This window comes from Actinopolyspora lacussalsi, from assembly GCA_030803735.1.
Classification (GTDB): Bacteria; Actinomycetota; Actinomycetes; order Mycobacteriales; family Pseudonocardiaceae; genus Actinopolyspora; species Actinopolyspora lacussalsi.
This window is the reverse complement of the sequence record JAURUC010000001.1, coordinates 3,793,836-3,810,281: the sequence shown is the minus strand read 5'-3', so window position 1 is coordinate 3,810,281 and position 16,446 is coordinate 3,793,836. Positions and strand designations below refer to the sequence as shown.

The following is a 16,446-nucleotide window of genomic DNA, read 5'->3' as shown; positions in this document are numbered from 1 at the left end:
GAAGACCGTCAGGAGTCGCGGGGCGGTTCGTCAGCCCCGCAGCACGAAGTCGGCACGCTGTCCGGTGCGATCCGAGCGGAACCACACCCGTTCGAACCGCTGCCAGCGGAGGAGTTCGGGACGGGTCGCCGCACCGTCCCGCAGCACCGCGCGCTCCAGCCGGGTGGCCGAGTCGGGTGGCTCCATCCAGATCAGTGCCGAAAGGCGGCTCGCGACCGAACGTCTGCCCGCCGAGACCCCTTCGAGCAGCAGCACCTCCGGAACGGGGACGTCGATCAGCGCCCCGGGCACCGGCACTCCGGCGGGCCACTCGGTGCGCCGGTAGCGACCGGCACGTCCCCGCGACAACGGATCCAGCACACCCTCGCGCAACCGGGGCCACCAGCCCACCGGTTCCCGCCAGGTGGCGAAGTCGTCGGTGCCGAGCAGCGCGGCGTCGATCCCCGCCGTGGCCAGGGCGGAGAGCAGCACGCGGGCGAACGTCGACTTCCCGGCGCCGGAAGGACCGTCCACCGCGACCAACCGCACCGGACCGAGCCGGGACGCGCTGCGCCCCACCCGGTGCACCAACGAGGCCGCGGTTTCGGAATCAGCCGCGCGCGGCAGCCGCACGACCGGTGAGCCGGGGGCCACGGGTCGGGAGCGGCCGACAGGACGCCCCCGACCGCCGTGGCCTCGCTCCGGTCGAACGGCGGCTCCCGCCACCGAGCGGCTCACCGGAGGAACACTCCACTCGCAGTGGTCGAACGGCTCAAACGGATCGCCTTCCGGACAACGCCCTGCCGAGGGTGAGCTCGTCCGCGAACTCGAGATCGCCTCCCATCGGCAGACCGGACGCGAGCCGTGTCACGCTCAGCCCCGGAAAGTCCTGCAACAGCCGGACGAGGTAGGTGGCCGTCGCCTCCCCTTCGGTGTTGGGGTCCGTGGCGATGATGATCTCGGCCACCTCGTCGGCCCCGATCCGGCTGACCAGATCGCGGATCCGCAACTGGTCCGGCCCGACCCCGGAGAGCGGATCAAGCGCACCACCGAGCACGTGGTAACGCCCCCGGAACTCGCGGGTGCGTTCGACGGCCAGCACGTCCTTGGGCTCCTCGACCACGCACACCAACCGCGGGTCACGCCTGGTGTCCTGGCAGATCCTGCAGCGCGTCTGCTCGGAGACGTTGCCACAGACCTCGCAGAACACCACGCCTTCCTTCACCCGCTGCAACGCGTCCTGCAGCCGGGTGACGTCGGCGGGCTCGGCGGAGAGCAGGTGAAAGGCGATGCGCTGCGCACCCTTCGGACCGATCCCCGGCAACCTGCCGAGCTCGTCGATCAGATCCTGTACTGGCCCCTCGTACACGCGACTACCGTCACATCCCCGGCAGACCGAGTCCGCCCATGTCCGTGCCGCCCTGGCCACCCAGCGCGTTGGTCAACGGCCCCATCTTGTCCGCCTGCATCTGTTGCGCGGCGCGGTTGGCGTCCCGGACGGCCGCGACGACCATGTCCGACAGCGTCTCGGTGTCCGTGGGATCGACGACCTTGGGGTCGATGCTCATGGACTGCAACTCTCCCGCGCCGGTAACGGTGGCGGTGACCATGCCGCCCCCGGCGGTGCCGGTCACCTCCGTCTCGGCGAGTTCCTGCTGCGCATTCATCAGCTGCTGCTGCATCTCCTGCGCCTGCTTCATGATTTCCTGCATGTCGGGTTGCTGACCGCCTGGTTGCACCGTGGCTCCTCTCCCGGTTCCGGCTGGGCTCACCTGTTCGAGCGAGGCATCTCCTGCCGTCCAGCGTAGTCGTCGATCCGCGACGGTGGCGGGCGCCCGGCCGGGCGGACCGGATCCCACTAGTCGAGTCTGCGCGCGCCGAGCTCGCTGACCAGTAACTCGACCGCCTCGTCGTCGGGATCGCGTTCGACCGAGCCGTCACGCGGTGCGGCTTCGGCAGTGCTCGCGGCGGCCGATCCGGCCGGAGCGGCGTACTTCTCAGCCGGCGACCCCGCCGCTCCCGAACCGGCGATGCCCGGCCGGGAGGTTTCGGAATCCGCCGAACCGGCCCGGCCCCCCGGGGTAGCCGAGGATTCTGGCGCTGGTCGGGAGGACGCGGGCCGGGAATCCGAGGATCCGGCCCCGGGGGGTTCGTTCCCCGCGGACTCGGCCCCTGGTGGTTCGGAACGGGACGAAGCCGCGAAGTCCGGCTCCGGTGGCGGACCGGGTCCGACGTCCTCCCACTCGGGCGGCTCGGGATCCGATTCGGGAGGCGGTTCCGGCGGCAGGGGCGGTTCCGGTGGTTCCGATGACGCGGATGCCTCCGGTCTCTCCGGTGCGGCGGGGGACTCGGCTGCCGTGGGAGGTTCGGCCGCCGCAGGAGGTTCGGCCGCCGCGCTTGGCTCGGCGACGGCCGGGGGCTCGGGCGCTACGGAGGATTCGGAAGTGCCCGGGGAGTCCGACACGGCCGGAGCCGAGGTGGGAGGAGCAGCCGTAGGCGGGGTGACCTCCGGTTCCGCCGGAGGGCTCTCCGGCTCGGGAGTACGTTCCGCGGCAGCGCTCGGGGCGGCCGGTTGTGCGTTCGGGGCGGCGGACCGCTCCGAAGCGGGAGCCGCCTCGGTCGCGGGGGCTCGCGGCGCGGCCGACCGCGGAGCCTCCGCTGCCCCCCGCTCTGTGGCGCCACGCTCGGGCTGCGGCGTGGCGGCCGGTGCGCGGGTGGACCGCTCCTCACCCTCGACGAGGCACTCCAGCTCCCAATCGCCCCCGACGACCGCGCGCATCGCCTCCCGCACGTAGTCGATGCGACGAGCCTGCATGAACTGCTTGCGCAGTCCGTCGGTCGGCATCGACAGCACCAGCGTGTTGTCCCGCAGATCCACCAGCGAGGCGTTCAGCAGCAGCGCCTGGGTCGGCCGGTTGCGCTCCGCCACGGCACGCAGCAGGTCGTTCCACACCTGGCGCAGCTCGGCGGCGGGCCTGCCGCCTCCCGCACGCGAATCGTCCTCCGCCGGTTCGGGGGAACTCGCCCGCTGCTCCCGTTGGACGTGTCCCTCGGGAGGTGTCGCGGCACGATCGCCGCCCGCCGGACGCTCGGGAGGCTTCCCCGCGTCGGCGGCGCCGTCCCGCCCGGCCCCGGCAGCCCGTGCGGGGGGTGTCTCGGCACGGTCCGACTCCGCGACCGGCGAGGGCGAACCGCCGTCCGGTTCACTCGGAGCGGCACTCCGCGCGGCCGGTGCGGGCGTCGCCGGGGCGGCTTCCGCACCTCCCCCGGAAGTCGGCGGGGCCACCGTCATGCGTCGCTCGACCCGCTCGATGCGCTGCAGCACCGCCGCCTCTTCCCCGGAAGCGGCGGGCAGCATCATGCGGGCGCACAACAACTCCAGCAGCAAGCGGGGCGCGGTGGCACCGCGCATCTCGGAGAGCCCGGCGTGCACGATCTCGGCGAACCGGGTCAGCGTGGCCGTCCCGAGCTTCTCGGCCTGCTCGCGCATCCTGCCGATCCCGTCACCGGCGTTCTGGATGAGACCGCGCTCCGCCGCGTCCGGTACCGACTGCAGCAACACGAGGTCGCGCAACCGGTCCAGCAGATCGGAGGCGAACCTGCGGGGATCGTGACCGGCCTCCACGACCCGGTCCACCGTGCCGTAGACGGTGGCCGGATCGTTCGCGGCCAGCGCGTCCACCATCGCGTCTATCAGGGCGACGTCGGTGACCCCGAGCAGCGCCACGGCGCGCTCGTAGGTGATGCCCTCCGCACCGGCACCGGCGACCAGTTGGTCCAGCACGCTCAGCGCGTCACGGGCGGAGCCTCCCCCGGCGCTGATCGCCAGCGGATATACCGCCGGATCCACGCTGACGCCTTCCTCGGCGCAGATCCGTTCCAGCAGCTCGCGGAGTTCACCCGGTGGGATCAGCCGGAACGGGTAGTGGTGGGTGCGGGACCTGATGGTGGTCAGCACCTTGTCCGGCTCGGTGGTGGCGAACACGAAGACGAGGTGGTCGGGCGGCTCCTCCACGATCTTGAGCAGGGCGTTGAACCCCTGCTGGGTGACCATGTGGGCCTCGTCGATGACGAAGATCCGGTAACGCGACTGCGCCGGGGCGAACACCGCCCGATCGCGCAGTTCGCGCGCGTCGTCCACACCACCGTGACTGGCGGCGTCCATCTCGACGACGTCCACGCTGCCCGAACCGTCCGGAGCCAGCGCGACGCAGGAGTCGCATTCGCCGCACGGCTCGTCCGTAGGGCCCTGGGCACAGTTCAGCGAACGCGCGAGGATCCGCGCACTGGAGGTCTTGCCGCACCCACGGGGCCCGGAGAACAGGTAGGCGTGGTTGATCCGCTGTGCGGCCAGCGCGGTTCGCAGCGGTTGCGTAACGTGTGACTGTCCCACGACCTCGCCGAAGGTCGCCGGTCGATACTTGCGATAGAGCGCGAGCGCCACACCGGCAACGATACGTGCCACCACCGACGAGTTCGGCATCGGGAGCGATGACGGCGAGCGGGCTCCCTGAAACGATCGGGGCCCGAGACAAAAGGGGACCCCGCGCACCCGCCAGAGCCCGCTTACCCTTGCTGCCTTCCGGCCCTGGGGGAGTTCACAGGATGACGCCGCGCGGAGTCCTCGTTAAGTGTAACGGCCCGCCGCCACGGTGAACCGACCCCCCGTCATCGCCCGGGAGACAGCGCGGGGCGACCCGCCCGCCGAGCGGTTCCGGAGGGGGGTCGCGAGATCGGCGGAACCCGTCACGTACACTCTTTCGCGGAGGATTGGCCGAGCGGCCTAAGGCGCACGACTGGAATTCGTGTTGGGTTAACAGCCCTCGCGGGTTCGAATCCCGCATCCTCCGCCGGCGACGGGCCGGGCGTGGACTCCACGCCCGGCCCGTTCTCGTTCGCCCACCTCTTCCCGTTCAAGGTCCCACCCGCCGTGCGGTGCCCTGACGCCTCAAGGCTCGTGGTTACCCGTTCGGCGGCCCTTCGCACGTTCGCGGCGAGCTCGCACCCCACCGACAGCGGTCTCGCTCCGCCCGGATCGCGGCGAGCGCCGCTCACTTCCAGAGCTCCGCCGTCTCATCCTCCCCGGGCCCTTCTGGGCCGCCGGGCCGATCGGGGGCGCTTGGTCCCGTCGGGGGGACGACACGGGCACGAAAGCAGTAACGCGTTACTCCCGGTACTTCCGCATTAGTAGGCAATCGCGTCGCGACCCTGGATCTCGCCTTCCGGCTCCCCCGATAGTGCGCGTGCAATCCGCTAAACCGATTCCGCCGAGGCGGCGAACCCGCCCGCCGGAAGAGGAGAGGAGAACGGAATTGGCAAGAGCCAAGACCGGAACCGGACGGCTCCGCACCAGGACCGCCGCGGTGGCTCTGGCGAGCTGCGCGATGGCCGCGGGACTGACGGCGACCACCGCGCAGGCGGCCCAGGAATCCGAAACGGACGAACACTGCGTGCTGGATGTCTCCACCCGGGATCACACCTGCTACGAGACGTTGGCCGAGGCCCGACAGCAGGGGCGGCGAATCGCCGACACCACCGGTGAGCTCATCGGCGCCACCGTCTTCGAGGACGTCGAGTACGGCGGCTCTTCACTGACGATCACTGTACCGGAACCGTGCCCCAAGAACGACGAAGTGGACTTCTGGCTCGATCTGGACGACTACTGGCAGAACCGGATCTCCTCGGTACAGGCCTGGTCCACCTGCTGGGTCTGGCTCTACCCGGACTCGGGTGACCGCGCGGGCCCCTACAAGGAGAACCACCCCGACGTGGGCGGCTACATCAACGATCGAACAGTGACCGTCGGACTGAGCTGAGCGAGGACGAATAATGAAGTCGCGCAATCGACTGGCCGTCGGCCTGAGCGCCGCCGCGCTGGCAATGACCGGACTGGCCGCGCCCGCGAGCGCCACGACCGAGGCCGACCCCACCGTGCGGCAGCTGCTGCAGCAGTGCGAGAACGGCAACACCGATCTCTGCGAGTTCCACCCCTCCGGGCCGCCGGAAACGCACCGCGGCTCCTACGAGCTGGTCGGCGGAGCAACGAACTGCTCCGAGGGAACCTCCACCCGAATCATCGGCTGGCAGTCCTCCAGGGGCACCACCACCAACGTGAGCATGACCATCAGTGCGGGCGTCACGCTGGGCGAGGTGTTCGAGGCGGGCTTCGAGACCAGTTACGAGCGGCAGTGGAGCTGGAGCACCACCAAGTCCGACGAGATCCGTCACGAGCTGGGACCGAACCAGGCCGTGAACATCTACGCCGCGCCGATGCGGCAGAAGGTCACCGGAACCTACGAGCTGCACTTCGGTGATCCGTACTACGGGCACTACTACTGGTACGTGCACGACGTGACGGTCGACGGACCGCAGGACAACCCGGCGTGGCAGACCAGGGTGGAGTCGAAGCCCGCCAACTGCTGATCCGGCCGCGACCGACAGGGGCACCCCGGCACCGACCGGGCCCCGACACGAAAGAGCGGCGCCGGTTCCCCTCGGGGATCCGGCGCCGCTCTCGTCAACGCGCGGTAGCGGTGGGATTCGAACCCACGGAGGCTCTCACCTCACGCGATTTCGAGTCGCGCTCCTTAGGCCGCTCGGACACGCTACCGCGAACAAGCGTAACGAACGGCCCTCACGAATCGAGCACGGGGGTCGAGGGAGTCGATTTTCCCCGCGCAGCGCCACACTCGCGCCCTGCCACGGGAGCACCGGAGCACTCGGGGTGAGCACGGTCCCGCACCCCTCCCGGGTCGCCCCGCTCGACCGAAACCGACGTCCCGACCCGAGGGCGTGCCCCTCAGCGCCGGTCCTCGCCGCCTTCCCGGTTTCCGCCCTGGTCGCCGCGCTGCTCACCGCTCTGGTCGCCGCGCAGCTTGTCCTTGACGTCCTCGGCCGCACCCGCGGCACGGTCCTTCATGTCCTGGCCGGACTCCTTGGCCTCGCCCTCGAGCCGGTCCCGCTTGCCCGCATCCTTCATGTCGCGGTTGCCGGTCGCGCGGCCGGTCGCCTCCTTGGCCCTGCCCGCGAGCTGCTGGGCCTGGTGCTTGACCTTGTCGAACGTACTCATCGCGACCTCCTGTTGCCGATTGCTCCCGCTGCATACCCGACAACTCCACCGAATCACGCGATAGTGACTCAAGTCACACCCGATGCTCGCCGAAGAACTCCGCCAGCAACGCGGCACACTCGCGATCGAGCACACCGCCGACGACCTCGGGCCGATGATTGAGCCTGCCGTCCCGGACGACGTCCCACAGCGAACCGACCGCCCCGGTACGGGGCTCCCAGCTGCCGAAGACCAGCCTGGAGATCCGGGACAGCACCAGTGCACCGGCGCACATCGTGCACGGCTCGACGGTCACGGCCAGGGTGCATCCCCCCAGCCGCCAACCGTCGCCGTAGGCGGCCGCAGCCGCACGCAACACCAGCATCTCGGCATGGGCCGTGGGGTCGGACAGCTCCTCACGGCGGTTGTGCGCCCGTGCCAGTATCCGACCGTCCGGGCCGGCCACCACCGCTCCGATCGGCACGTCCCCCGCCGCCGTGGCGTCCGGTGCCACGGCGAGCGCGGAACGGACCAGTTCCCGATCCCCGGAAGCCTCGATCATGCCGGCCCGTCCGGTCGCCGTCGCTTTCCGACACCGCGTTCGGTACCGGGCACCACGACCGCTCCGAGCCCCACGGCCACTCCGGCCACTACAACCTCTCCAGCACCGCGGTGAACTGCTCACCGAAGCCGCAGCGCTGCGCGATCATCTCGAGCTGCTCGTCCGGGTACAGGTCTACCTCTTCGGTGATCAGCAGCAGTTCCTCCTCCGGCAGTCCCAGGTCGGAGAGCAACGCGAGGTTGCCCTCCGGCCAGATCTCCTCGTCCTCCTCATCGGGTGGCTCCGTACGCAGCAGGTCCAGCACGTCGGCGGCTACGTCGTAGTCCAGCGCGGCCGCCGCGTCGGACAGCGCCAGCTCCACACCGCCGGGCACCGGACGCACCAGCACGAAGAACTCGTCATCCACGTTGCACATGCCGATCGCGGCTCCGCTGGAGCGCAGTTCGCGTAATGCGGTGATGATCGCGTCGAGTCCGGTCAGCACCGAACCGTCCAACATGTCGCATCGCCATCGGCCGTCCTCACGAACGGCGGCAACCGCGAACCCCGCGACCGGCTCCTGGAGCGTCATGACGCCACGGTAAAGCGTGCGAACGCCACCCGAAAGCACGATTGCGAACAGCTCACCGACCGAGTCAATGATTCGCGTTCGGCGTGTTCACCCCGTCACCACTCCGGTACGAGTTGTTGAGGGTAGGGCAGGATGAACCCCATGCGAGCCGTGTGTGTGATCGGGCTGGGACTGATCGGCGGGTCCGTGCTCCGGGCGGCGGTGCTTTCGGGCAGACCGGCTTGGGGAGCGACCACTTCGGCGGAGGACGCCGCCGCCGCTCGCGCGGCGGGTTACGAGGTGCTGTCGAGTACCGAGCGGGCGTTGGAGCGCGCTCGGGAGCGGGACGCGCTGGTGGTGCTCGCGACACCGCTGCCCGCTGTCGGCACGGTACTGCGGGAGGTGAACCGACACGCGCCCACGACCTTGCTGACCGACGTGGTCAGCGTGCAGGAACCGGTGCACGACTCGGTGCGGGAGTCCGCCCCGGCGGCACGTTACGCGGGCGGGCACCCGATGGCGGGAACCGACCGCTCCGGCTGGGAAGCGGGCAGCGCGGAACTGTTCGACGGGGCCCTCTGGGCGGTGACGATCGGCGGTGACACCGGTCTCGACGCCTGGCGGGAAGCGGCACTGCTGGCACTGGACTGCGGCGCGCGGGTGGTGCCCGCCTCCCCCGCCGAGCACGACGCCGCGGTGGCGCGGGTATCGCATCTGCCCCACCTGCTGGCGGCCGTGCTCGCCTCCGTGGGCGGTGACGGTGGACCACTGGCCGAATCGCTGGCGGCGGGCTCGTTCCGGGACGGGACGAGAGTGATCGCCACCGACCCGGATCTGGTGCGGGCCATGACGGAGGGCAACCGTGCGGCCCTGCTGGACGCGTTGGACGACACCCTGGGGCGACTCGGAGCCGCGCGGGGAGCGCTGGCCTCCACGGGCTCCTTGAACGCCACGCTGCGCTCCGGCCACCAGGCACGTGCCGGGTTCTATCCCGCCGAGCCGGCCGAACCGGTGCGGACGACCGTGCGACTCGACGCCGGGCACGCCTTGCGCAGGCTGCGTGAGCTCGGGGAGAGCGGGGCTCGCGTGGTTTCGCTGGCCGAGGACACGGCGGTGGCCGAACATCGCCCGGTGCCCGCCACGAACGAGGAGACAACCCCCTCGGGAGAGTGAGCGAGCGCCCGGCGGTGGCTGCGGATATTCGCCGAACTCACCCGAAAGAACTAAAGTACTCACCCCCGATTGCGGCATCATGGCCCTATGGCCCGTGCGATGCTGCTCGACGCCACCCGAACTCCGTTCGGCAGGTACCGGGGCGAACTCTCCGGGATCCGGGTGGACGACCTCGCCGCCATGCCGTTGGCCGAGCTGGTGCACCGACACGCCGACCGGGACGAGCGTCCGCTGGATCCCGGAACCATCGACGAGGTGATCTACGGCAACACCAACGGCGCTGGCGAGGAGAACCGCGACGTGGCACGCATGGCCGTGCTGCTGGCCGGCCTGCCGGAGAACGTGCCCGGCGTGACCGTCAACCGGTTGTGCGGCTCGGGGTGCGAGGCATTCGTGCAGGCGGGGCGCGCGGTGCGTACCGGGGACGCCGAGCTGGTCGTCGCGGGCGGCGTGGAGGGCATGAGCCGGGCACCGTTCGTCGTCCCCCGCCCGGAACGGGCGCTGCCCGACCGGTTGGAGGCCGTCTCGACGGCGGCCGGTTGGCGACTCATCAATCCGCGCATGGATCCCGAGTGGACGGCTCCGCTGGGGCTGATCGCCGAGCGCATCGCCACTGAACTGGGTGTGGGCCGAAGCGAGATGGACGAGTACACGCTGCGCTCGCACCGCCGCGCGGCGGCGGCCTGGGACGCCGGGATGCACGACGGCTTCGTCTTCCCGGTGCGCGGCGTGGGCGGCATTCCGATGCGCAGCGACGAACCGCTGAGCTCGGAGACCGGCGCGGCCAAACTCGCCGGGTTTCCCCCCGCCTTCTCTACCGAGGGGACCGTGACGGTGGGCAACTCCGCTCCGCTCGGCGACGGATCGGTGGCGGCACTCATCGGCTCCCAGCGACAGGCCGAGCGGTTGGCCGTCACCCCCCTCGGTGAGCTGGTAGGCACGACGACGGTGGCCTGCGCGCCCCAGCGGTTCGTCCTCGCGACCGTGACGGCGATACGCGAGTTGCTGGACAAGCTGGAACTGCAAGCCGAGGAAGTCGACCTGTGGGAGATCAACGAGGCGTTCGCCGCGCTGGTGCTCGCGGTGCTGCGGCAACTTCCGGAAGCTCCACACGATCGAGTGAACGTGCACGGTGGCGCACTGGCCTACGGGCATCCGCTCGGCGCGTCCATGTCGCGAGTGGTCGTCGACCTTTGTCGCCACCTGAACCATCGCGGCGGTGGATTCGGAATCGCGGCCACGGGGGTGGGTGTCGGACAGGCGACCGCTGTCGCCGTGCGAGCGCAACCGGAAACGTGAACAACCATCGACCCGCCGATTTTCGCGGATTTTCCGAAACTTGATTCACAAGAAAACCAAAAACACTCAATACGGTGAATGCCGCGCGTGTCGTCCGGCGCCGGTAAATCCACTGGGGTAAAAACGAGTTGTCGGCGAACCAATGGGATCGAACCCAAGAGGATTGACCCCTGCGGGATCGACCGACGAAAATTCCCATAATCCGAAAGGAAAGGGCGCGAGCATGCGTTCGTTCACGCGGGCAGTAGTTGTCGGTGCCATGGCCCTGCCGCTGGCCATCGGCGGTGCGGGTGTCGCTTCGGCCGACGACATGAAGCCGGAGCACAACCACAACCACAGCCACAAGGACGAGCACAAGGAGAAGGAGAAGGGCAAGCACAAGGGCAAGAAGAAGGACAAGGCCGACACGTGCTTGTACAAGTCCTGCAAGGTCGACGTTGACCAGAAGAAGAAGCTCTGGCTCTGGGGCTGGGACTGGAAGAAGCAGGACATCGAGGTCGAGAAGAGCAACATCAACGTCGGCATCCAGTGAGCTGACCGATGTTCGTTGTCGGGCTCCGTTCCCGGGGGCCCGACACACGAAATCCGACCCGAAAAAATCAATCCGAAATTTCACCGAATTCATGAGATCGCGCCGGGTTCGTCGTACGGATTCGACCACGAAGAACAAGCGGCCGAACAATTAGCCCCGGATCACCCGACGAAAACGGACCGGGCCATCGCTTCCGGCGTACCGGTGAAAGCATCACGAAACGCCCGGAACGTCCCGGGCTTCGTTCTCACCGAGGCTGCGTGACGCGTCTGCGGTTCGTCCAGTAGGAACGGACCTTGCGCAACACCAGCACCGCGATCACGAGCGAAACCAACTCTCCCCCACGCCGAGACTGTTCCCGCCGGCCGCGCCGGAACGAAGGAAGCGACCGACGACAGGACGGTACAGCCACCGCTTCGCACCGCATCCGTCGGGTGTGGACCGAACGGCACGACGAAGCGACGCGCCGGGACGAACTTCACGCCTCCCTCACACGATCGAATGAGTACTACGCCACGAGTTCGAACGAATTCATATGATCACCATTCGGATTCGTGGCGAGGAGAGGGTATGCGTGGTCCACTGGGACGCCGGGAACTGCTCAAGGGCACGGCGGCCACCGCCGCGTTGGGGATGACCGCGGGCGTGGCGGGCTCGGCCACCGCCGCGCCGGTGGAGGAGCACCGCCGGGCGGTGGTGATCGGCTCCGGATTCGGCGGTTCGATCACCGCCTCGCGACTGGCCCGAGCCGGGGTGCCGGTGCTGGTGCTGGAACGCGGCATCCGGTGGCCCACCGGGCCGAACGCGGAAACGTTCCCGCACATGTTCAGCCCCGACCGCCGCGCCTCCTGGTTGACTCCAGGGCCGGTGCTGACCGGATCACCACCGAGCGTTTGGCGGCCCTACACCGGGGTGTTGGAACGGGTGCGCGGTGTCGGCATGGACATCCTGTGCGGTTCCGGGGTGGGCGGTGGCTCACTGGTGTATCACGGGATGACGATCCAACCGAGCGCCGAGCACTTCACGCGCTCGATGCCCGCGGGGCTGGACTACGAACGGTTCGATCGGGACTACTACCGCCGGGTCGAGTCGGTGCTGCGGCCCGACGGCATTCCCGACGACCTGCTGCACGCGCCGGAGTACCGGGCGGTCAAGCAGTTCCACGACCACGTCGCGCGGGCGGGCATGGCGCCCTACCGGGTTCCACTGCCGATCGACTGGGACTTCGCCCGCCGCGAGCTGCGCGGGGAGATGAAACCCTCCTACACCACCGGAGACGTGCTCTACGGCGTCAACAACGGTGGCAAGCGAACCGTGGATGTCACCTATCTCGCCGAGGCGGAAGCGACCGGGCGCGTGGAGGTGGCCACACTGCACCTGGTTCGCGACATCGCGCGCGACTCCTCCGGGCGCTGGGTGGTGCGGGTCGATCACATCACCACCGACGGCACCGTGCGGGAACGCAAGCGGATCGTCACCGACGCGCTGTTCCTCGGTGCCGGATCGGCGGGTACGACACGACTGCTGGTGAAGGCGAGGGAGAAGGAGCTGATCCCGGACCTGCCCGAGGCTGTCGGCTCGAACTGGGGCAACAACGGGGATCGGATCTTCTCCTGGACCCCGCTGGGTGACAGTCCCGGTGCCCTGCAAGGCGGCCCGGCCTGCATGGGCGTGCGGGACTGGGACAACCCGGACGGACCGGTCACCGTCGTGCACGGGCCGGTGCCGTTCCCGGTGGACCTGGGCACCACCAGCGTCATCGGGTTCGGGATCGTGCGGCCGCGCGGCGAGTTCCGCTACGACCCGCATCGCGACGACGCCGTGCTGCACTGGAGCCGGTCGTACGACGCGGAGCTCACCGGTCGGATCCGCGAGCGGATCCGAAGCATCGTCGGCGGGAGCCTGGCGGACCACCTGACGAACATCACGCTGGACACCAGCGCCTTCGACACCACCACGTTCCACCCGCTCGGGGGCGCCACCATCGGTGAGGTGTGCGACACCCACGGCCGGGTGCTCGGGCAGCGCGGGCTCTACGTCACCGACGGTGCGCTCATCCCCGGCTCCACGGGTGCCTGCAACCCGTCCATGACCATCGCGGCACTCGCGGAACGCAACATGGACGAGATCGTGGCCCGGGAGGTGGGGCGTGTCTTCTGAGCCGCTGCCGGCTCTCCGCAATCCACTGTCCCCGCTCTCCCATCCCACTGGTCCGGCCCTCGCGCCCGCCCGTCGGAGCACCGCGATCCCGCGATTTCGCGGGAAATCGCCGCCCCGCCGGGTCCGGTCCCCCGACACTCCGTCAATTTCGCGAGAAATCTACGCGGGTGCGTAGGTCAGGCAGTCGACGATGTTCTCCTGGTAGCCGACCGTGATGCCGGGGGCCTGGCATTCGAGGTTGACGTTGTGCCCGCAGTCGGACATCTTGCAGGCCCCGACGTGGCCGACCGCCCCGGGATCACCCGCGGGGGAAGTGGCGGTGGTGAAGGTGTCGCACCGTGGATTGGCCGGCTCTCCCACGGTGATCGCGAGGGCGTGGCAGGCTTGGTGCTGGTTGTAAGCGCAGTCCGTGGCGTCGCACTCGTTCACGATGGGCATTTCCATGATGTCCACCTCCGTCTCGGAGAGCTTTCGGACAGCACGGTCCCACCGGACCGACCGCTCTACCAGTCGAAATGCCGAGCGCTTCACCCAATGGTGGCGCAGCGAGGCGGTTGCTCGGGTGGAGACCGAGGAATCGCGTCCGGAGGTCCCCATCCGGTCGCCGTGGCTAGCGGCCCGCTCGCTCGCACCGACCGAACGAGGGAACACACCTCTTAGCCCGCGCACCACTGGCCCTGTTCGCGCGGCTTGGCTAGCTGTTGTGGGTCGGGCGGTCTCCGCATCAACCTTCGTCGTGATTACTGGCCATCTCACGGTAGGCAACCAACGCCATCCGTGCGAGATGCACGGACAGAGATAGCATGTCGTCAAAGCTGAGACTTGTGATCTTTTCCTGCCCGATTGGTACGTCGATTAACCCCAATGGGCCGAGGTCCGGGTCCTGTAGCAGTTCGACGGCCGCTTCGCTTCCGCCGAGCATGGTGGTCATCCGGTAAAGCTGGCGTATCTCCGGGTCGCTCTGGAGCGTCACCGACTGTCGCTCTGCTCCTGCTACGCAGGTCGAATCAACAGCCTGTACAAACTTAAGAAGCTGTTCCGGAGTAAGATCTTTTAACGCGCAGTAACCAGCATATACGGTGCTACACACGACTGAACCGTCAGTCACGCCGTCGCTGCCATATTCGCCGTGTCCCGTCATCTCGGGTTGCTCATCTCCTGTGCTGCCAGAGATCTCCGGGTCAGGTGTGGGCACAGTCGTAACCTCCTTTCCGTACGTAGGCAGCACCGAATCTCGACGTTTCAGGGCACTTCGCGACTCGATGTGCTTCGAATTTCTATCGAATTTCAGATTTGTATTCCGGCCCAGCGGGCGAATCCAGCGAGGGTGTCGATGGCACGTCGGTCGGTTTCGGCGAGTGTCCGAACGGTTTCTTGCACGGTCGGGTGACGCCGGGTGTGGTGCGGTGAGATGTGTCGAGCCGCGTTGAGTTCCACCATGACTTTCTCGCGATTGCCGTGCAACAACCACGCACGGGCCATGTCGATGTGGTGGTGTCCCACCCGTTCGGGGCGGTTCCGGTCGACGATGTGGACCTGTTCGGCCCTGGTCACCGCTCCGGTTCCGTCGTAGTTCTCGACGGGAATCGCACACCAGTGGACGTCGATGTTCAGGGCGCTGGAATCGGTGTTGTAGTACGGCGATACGGGCGGATCGTAGCGTTGCCGTGCTGCCCGAGCCTCGGAGATGTGGGTATCGGCTCGTTCGGTGTCACCCGCCCGGGCTGCCAGCACAGCCGCTCGCAGGTGCAGTTGAATTGCCACCGAATCCCGTTGGAGAACCCGACTCTCGCGCACGGATTCGTGTCCTCGCTCGATCACTCGCAGCCCGCGAGCGAACTGACCGTGCCGCAGAAAATGGGTGGACCGGTGATAGGCCGACAGGGCGACACGCAACGGATCACCCGTCCGAGAGGCGAGCGCGACGTGGCGCTCCGAAGCCATCGCGCCGATATCGGGTTGGTGGAAACGCCCCCCGAGGGTCGCGACCAGCCGATAGGCGTCGTGCAACATGCTCCGGGCATGTTCTCCGGCGGAGGTATCCGCCGGGTCGAAGGCAGTGCGGGCGTAGAGCTGGTTCAGCAGTTCGGGCATACGACGGCACAACTCGTGATAGCGGAACGAATGCCGCAGCTTCTCGGCCGCATTCAACTGCCGCTGAAGTTCGGATGCGCTGTGAAGCGGATTCACGAGTTCGGGGTCGTCGTAGGCGTGCAGCGCGGCTCGGAGTTCTTCGACACCGGCCCGTTCGACGTGCTGTTCGGTGATCTGTTCCTCGGGATCGGTTCCGTAGAGCACGGAGGCATCGACCCCGAGAGCACGCGCACAGCACGACACCAGCGACGGACTCGCCGGAGTATGCCCCTGCTCCACCTTCTTGATCAGGCTGGTCGACACGAAGGCACGAGCGGCGAGCTGATGCTGGCTCCACCCGGCCAGCTTGCGGAAGCGGGCGACCCGTTCCGCCACTCCGTTGTCCGCACTCATGGCCGTATTGTCCCGCAATTGTCCCTCCAAGTCCGCAAAAACTCTTAGTTTTGATTCGACTACTGGAGGTGACGCTATGCGAGAACCCGTGTTGGTACGGTGTAACACCGTCGAGCACGACGGCACCGAATCACTGCGATTGTCGGTCGAGGGTGGTCGGCTGACGATCATCACTCCCACCGTCTACAACCGCACCCGCTGGAATGCCGAGCAGGCGCGCCAGCTGCGGGACACCCTGACCAAACTGCTGGGCCGGCTCCCGAACGGGGGTGGTGTCCGGTGAGCCAGCCACACACCCAACTGGCCGTACTGCTACGCCGCTGCCAATGGATGCTCGACGAAGCCGCCCACCGACTCGGCGGTAACCAACTCCCTGCCACCGATCGACGGACACTGGCCGACGCACTGGACGAACTCGCCGCCGCGCTGCGCGAATACCGCGACGAACCCACCGAGCTCACCATCTGTGACGGTGAGCAGGCCACGGTAATAGAGGCTGAGCGATGAGCCCCCGTCCGGATCGGCTCTACCTCGGTCGACACGGGTTCCGTCCCTGTCGGCTACCGGGTCACGTACGCGCGCTGTCCGGCGACCTCACGGCAGCGGGGACCCACCACCCAACACGGTCTCCGGGCAGTGATCGCCACGACAGCAGC

The 16,446-nt window shown here is 68.4% G+C and carries 18 protein-coding genes, 2 tRNA genes and 1 other RNA gene; 9 read left to right on the top strand and 12 right to left on the bottom strand.

Annotated elements, in window-relative coordinates; genetic code table 11:
- Window positions 1–30 precede the first annotated feature (30 nt).
- From J2S53_RS17135 to ffs, 5 genes are all read right to left on the bottom strand, one after another.
- A complete protein-coding gene (locus J2S53_RS17135) occupies window positions 31–612 on the bottom strand; it encodes a uridine kinase family protein (RefSeq protein WP_456241814.1) in 582 nt (193 codons plus the stop codon).
- A 139-nt stretch (window positions 613–751) separates the two neighbouring features.
- Window positions 752–1,348: a recombination mediator RecR gene (gene recR, locus J2S53_RS17130; protein WP_456241813.1), complete on the bottom strand. Its 597-nt coding sequence runs from the start codon at window positions 1,346–1,348 to the stop codon at window positions 752–754.
- Window positions 1,349–1,358: 10 nt separating this feature from the next.
- Complete coding sequence (locus J2S53_RS17125; protein WP_092925427.1) at window positions 1,359–1,691, bottom strand: YbaB/EbfC family nucleoid-associated protein; 333 nt, start codon at window positions 1,689–1,691, stop codon at window positions 1,359–1,361.
- A gap of 146 nt (window positions 1,692–1,837) precedes the next feature.
- Window positions 1,838–4,423 (bottom strand): DNA polymerase III subunit gamma and tau, encoded by a 2,586-nt coding sequence (locus tag J2S53_RS17120; RefSeq protein WP_456242820.1) that lies wholly within the window; start codon window positions 4,421–4,423, stop codon window positions 1,838–1,840.
- Window positions 4,424–4,512: 89 nt separating this feature from the next.
- Window positions 4,513–4,606, bottom strand: an RNA gene (ffs, locus tag J2S53_RS17115) — signal recognition particle sRNA small type.
- 137 nt (window positions 4,607–4,743) lie between these two features.
- Here ffs and J2S53_RS17110 point away from each other — a divergent pair.
- From J2S53_RS17110 to J2S53_RS17100, 3 genes are all read left to right on the top strand, one after another.
- Window positions 4,744–4,829 (top strand) — tRNA-Ser (locus tag J2S53_RS17110).
- A gap of 462 nt (window positions 4,830–5,291) precedes the next feature.
- On the top strand, window positions 5,292–5,795 hold the full coding sequence (locus J2S53_RS17105; RefSeq protein WP_456241812.1) for a hypothetical protein: 504 nt from the start codon (window positions 5,292–5,294) through the stop codon (window positions 5,793–5,795).
- Window positions 5,796–5,808: 13 nt separating this feature from the next.
- Window positions 5,809–6,402, top strand: a complete 594-nt coding sequence (locus tag J2S53_RS17100; RefSeq protein ID WP_207227508.1) for a hypothetical protein — start codon at window positions 5,809–5,811, stop codon at window positions 6,400–6,402.
- A gap of 102 nt (window positions 6,403–6,504) precedes the next feature.
- Here the strand turns inward: J2S53_RS17100 and J2S53_RS17095 are convergent.
- The 4 genes from J2S53_RS17095 to J2S53_RS17080 all read right to left on the bottom strand — a co-directional run bounded on the left by J2S53_RS17095 (window position 6,505) and on the right by J2S53_RS17080 (window position 8,160).
- Window positions 6,505–6,589 (bottom strand) — tRNA-Ser (locus J2S53_RS17095).
- A gap of 189 nt (window positions 6,590–6,778) precedes the next feature.
- Window positions 6,779–7,048 (bottom strand): CsbD family protein, encoded by a 270-nt coding sequence (locus tag J2S53_RS17090; protein WP_456241811.1) that lies wholly within the window; start codon window positions 7,046–7,048, stop codon window positions 6,779–6,781.
- Between the two features lie 73 nt (window positions 7,049–7,121).
- A complete protein-coding gene (locus J2S53_RS17085; RefSeq protein ID WP_456241810.1) occupies window positions 7,122–7,589 on the bottom strand; it encodes a nucleoside deaminase in 468 nt (155 codons plus the stop codon).
- 88 nt (window positions 7,590–7,677) lie between these two features.
- Entirely contained in the window at window positions 7,678–8,160 is a 483-nt protein-coding gene (locus J2S53_RS17080) for a tRNA adenosine deaminase-associated protein (RefSeq protein WP_092925421.1), read from the bottom strand.
- Window positions 8,161–8,301: 141 nt separating this feature from the next.
- On the opposite strand from J2S53_RS17080, the gene J2S53_RS17075 reads away from it, so the two are divergent.
- The 4 genes from J2S53_RS17075 to J2S53_RS17060 all read left to right on the top strand — a co-directional run bounded on the left by J2S53_RS17075 (window position 8,302) and on the right by J2S53_RS17060 (window position 13,303).
- A complete protein-coding gene (locus J2S53_RS17075; RefSeq protein ID WP_456241809.1) occupies window positions 8,302–9,312 on the top strand; it encodes a prephenate dehydrogenase in 1,011 nt (336 codons plus the stop codon).
- Between the two features lie 87 nt (window positions 9,313–9,399).
- Entirely contained in the window at window positions 9,400–10,611 is a 1,212-nt protein-coding gene (locus J2S53_RS17070) for a thiolase family protein (RefSeq protein ID WP_456241808.1), read from the top strand.
- 223 nt (window positions 10,612–10,834) lie between these two features.
- Window positions 10,835–11,143, top strand: a complete 309-nt coding sequence (locus J2S53_RS17065; RefSeq protein WP_456241807.1) for a hypothetical protein — start codon at window positions 10,835–10,837, stop codon at window positions 11,141–11,143.
- Window positions 11,144–11,713: 570 nt separating this feature from the next.
- Complete coding sequence (locus tag J2S53_RS17060) at window positions 11,714–13,303, top strand: GMC oxidoreductase (protein WP_456241806.1); 1,590 nt, start codon at window positions 11,714–11,716, stop codon at window positions 13,301–13,303.
- Window positions 13,304–13,462: 159 nt separating this feature from the next.
- Here the strand turns inward: J2S53_RS17060 and J2S53_RS17055 are convergent, their stop codons facing one another.
- The 3 genes from J2S53_RS17055 to J2S53_RS17045 all read right to left on the bottom strand — a co-directional run bounded on the left by J2S53_RS17055 (window position 13,463) and on the right by J2S53_RS17045 (window position 15,790).
- Complete coding sequence (locus J2S53_RS17055) at window positions 13,463–13,747, bottom strand: DUF1540 domain-containing protein (RefSeq protein WP_092925690.1); 285 nt, start codon at window positions 13,745–13,747, stop codon at window positions 13,463–13,465.
- Window positions 13,748–14,027: 280 nt separating this feature from the next.
- The gene (locus J2S53_RS17050; RefSeq protein WP_456241805.1) at window positions 14,028–14,498 is read right to left on the bottom strand and encodes a hypothetical protein; all 471 of its coding nucleotides are present in this window, start codon (window positions 14,496–14,498) and stop codon (window positions 14,028–14,030) included.
- Between the two features lie 92 nt (window positions 14,499–14,590).
- Complete coding sequence (locus tag J2S53_RS17045) at window positions 14,591–15,790, bottom strand: helix-turn-helix domain-containing protein (RefSeq protein ID WP_456241804.1); 1,200 nt, start codon at window positions 15,788–15,790, stop codon at window positions 14,591–14,593.
- A 76-nt stretch (window positions 15,791–15,866) separates the two neighbouring features.
- On the opposite strand from J2S53_RS17045, the gene J2S53_RS17040 reads away from it, so the two are divergent.
- Both J2S53_RS17040 and J2S53_RS17035 read left to right on the top strand, forming a co-directional pair.
- Window positions 15,867–16,073 (top strand): hypothetical protein, encoded by a 207-nt coding sequence (locus tag J2S53_RS17040; protein WP_456241803.1) that lies wholly within the window; start codon window positions 15,867–15,869, stop codon window positions 16,071–16,073.
- On the top strand, window positions 16,070–16,297 hold the full coding sequence (locus tag J2S53_RS17035) for a hypothetical protein (protein ID WP_456241802.1): 228 nt from the start codon (window positions 16,070–16,072) through the stop codon (window positions 16,295–16,297). The genes J2S53_RS17040 and J2S53_RS17035 overlap by 4 nt, the downstream gene beginning before the upstream one ends.
- Window positions 16,298–16,446 lie beyond the last annotated feature (149 nt).

What these genes read in the sequence shown, in the direction of transcription:
- J2S53_RS17125 (WP_092925427.1), bottom strand. Translation starts at nt 1,691, where the DNA reads ATGCAGGAAATCATGAAGCAGGCGCAGGAGATGCAGCAGCAGCTGATG.
- J2S53_RS17100 (WP_207227508.1), top strand. Translation starts at nt 5,809, where the DNA reads ATGAAGTCGCGCAATCGACTGGCCGTCGGCCTGAGCGCCGCCGCGCTG.
- J2S53_RS17090 (WP_456241811.1), bottom strand. Translation starts at nt 7,048, where the DNA reads ATGAGTACGTTCGACAAGGTCAAGCACCAGGCCCAGCAGCTCGCGGGC.
- J2S53_RS17085 (WP_456241810.1), bottom strand. Translation starts at nt 7,589, where the DNA reads ATGATCGAGGCTTCCGGGGATCGGGAACTGGTCCGTTCCGCGCTCGCC.
- J2S53_RS17080 (WP_092925421.1), bottom strand. Translation starts at nt 8,160, where the DNA reads ATGACGCTCCAGGAGCCGGTCGCGGGGTTCGCGGTTGCCGCCGTTCGT.
- J2S53_RS17075 (WP_456241809.1), top strand. Translation starts at nt 8,302, where the DNA reads ATGCGAGCCGTGTGTGTGATCGGGCTGGGACTGATCGGCGGGTCCGTG.
- J2S53_RS17070 (WP_456241808.1), top strand. Translation starts at nt 9,400, where the DNA reads ATGGCCCGTGCGATGCTGCTCGACGCCACCCGAACTCCGTTCGGCAGG.
- J2S53_RS17065 (WP_456241807.1), top strand. Translation starts at nt 10,835, where the DNA reads ATGCGTTCGTTCACGCGGGCAGTAGTTGTCGGTGCCATGGCCCTGCCG.
- J2S53_RS17060 (WP_456241806.1), top strand. Translation starts at nt 11,714, where the DNA reads ATGCGTGGTCCACTGGGACGCCGGGAACTGCTCAAGGGCACGGCGGCC.
- J2S53_RS17055 (WP_092925690.1), bottom strand. Translation starts at nt 13,747, where the DNA reads ATGGAAATGCCCATCGTGAACGAGTGCGACGCCACGGACTGCGCTTAC.
- J2S53_RS17045 (WP_456241804.1), bottom strand. Translation starts at nt 15,790, where the DNA reads ATGAGTGCGGACAACGGAGTGGCGGAACGGGTCGCCCGCTTCCGCAAG.
- J2S53_RS17040 (WP_456241803.1), top strand. Translation starts at nt 15,867, where the DNA reads ATGCGAGAACCCGTGTTGGTACGGTGTAACACCGTCGAGCACGACGGC.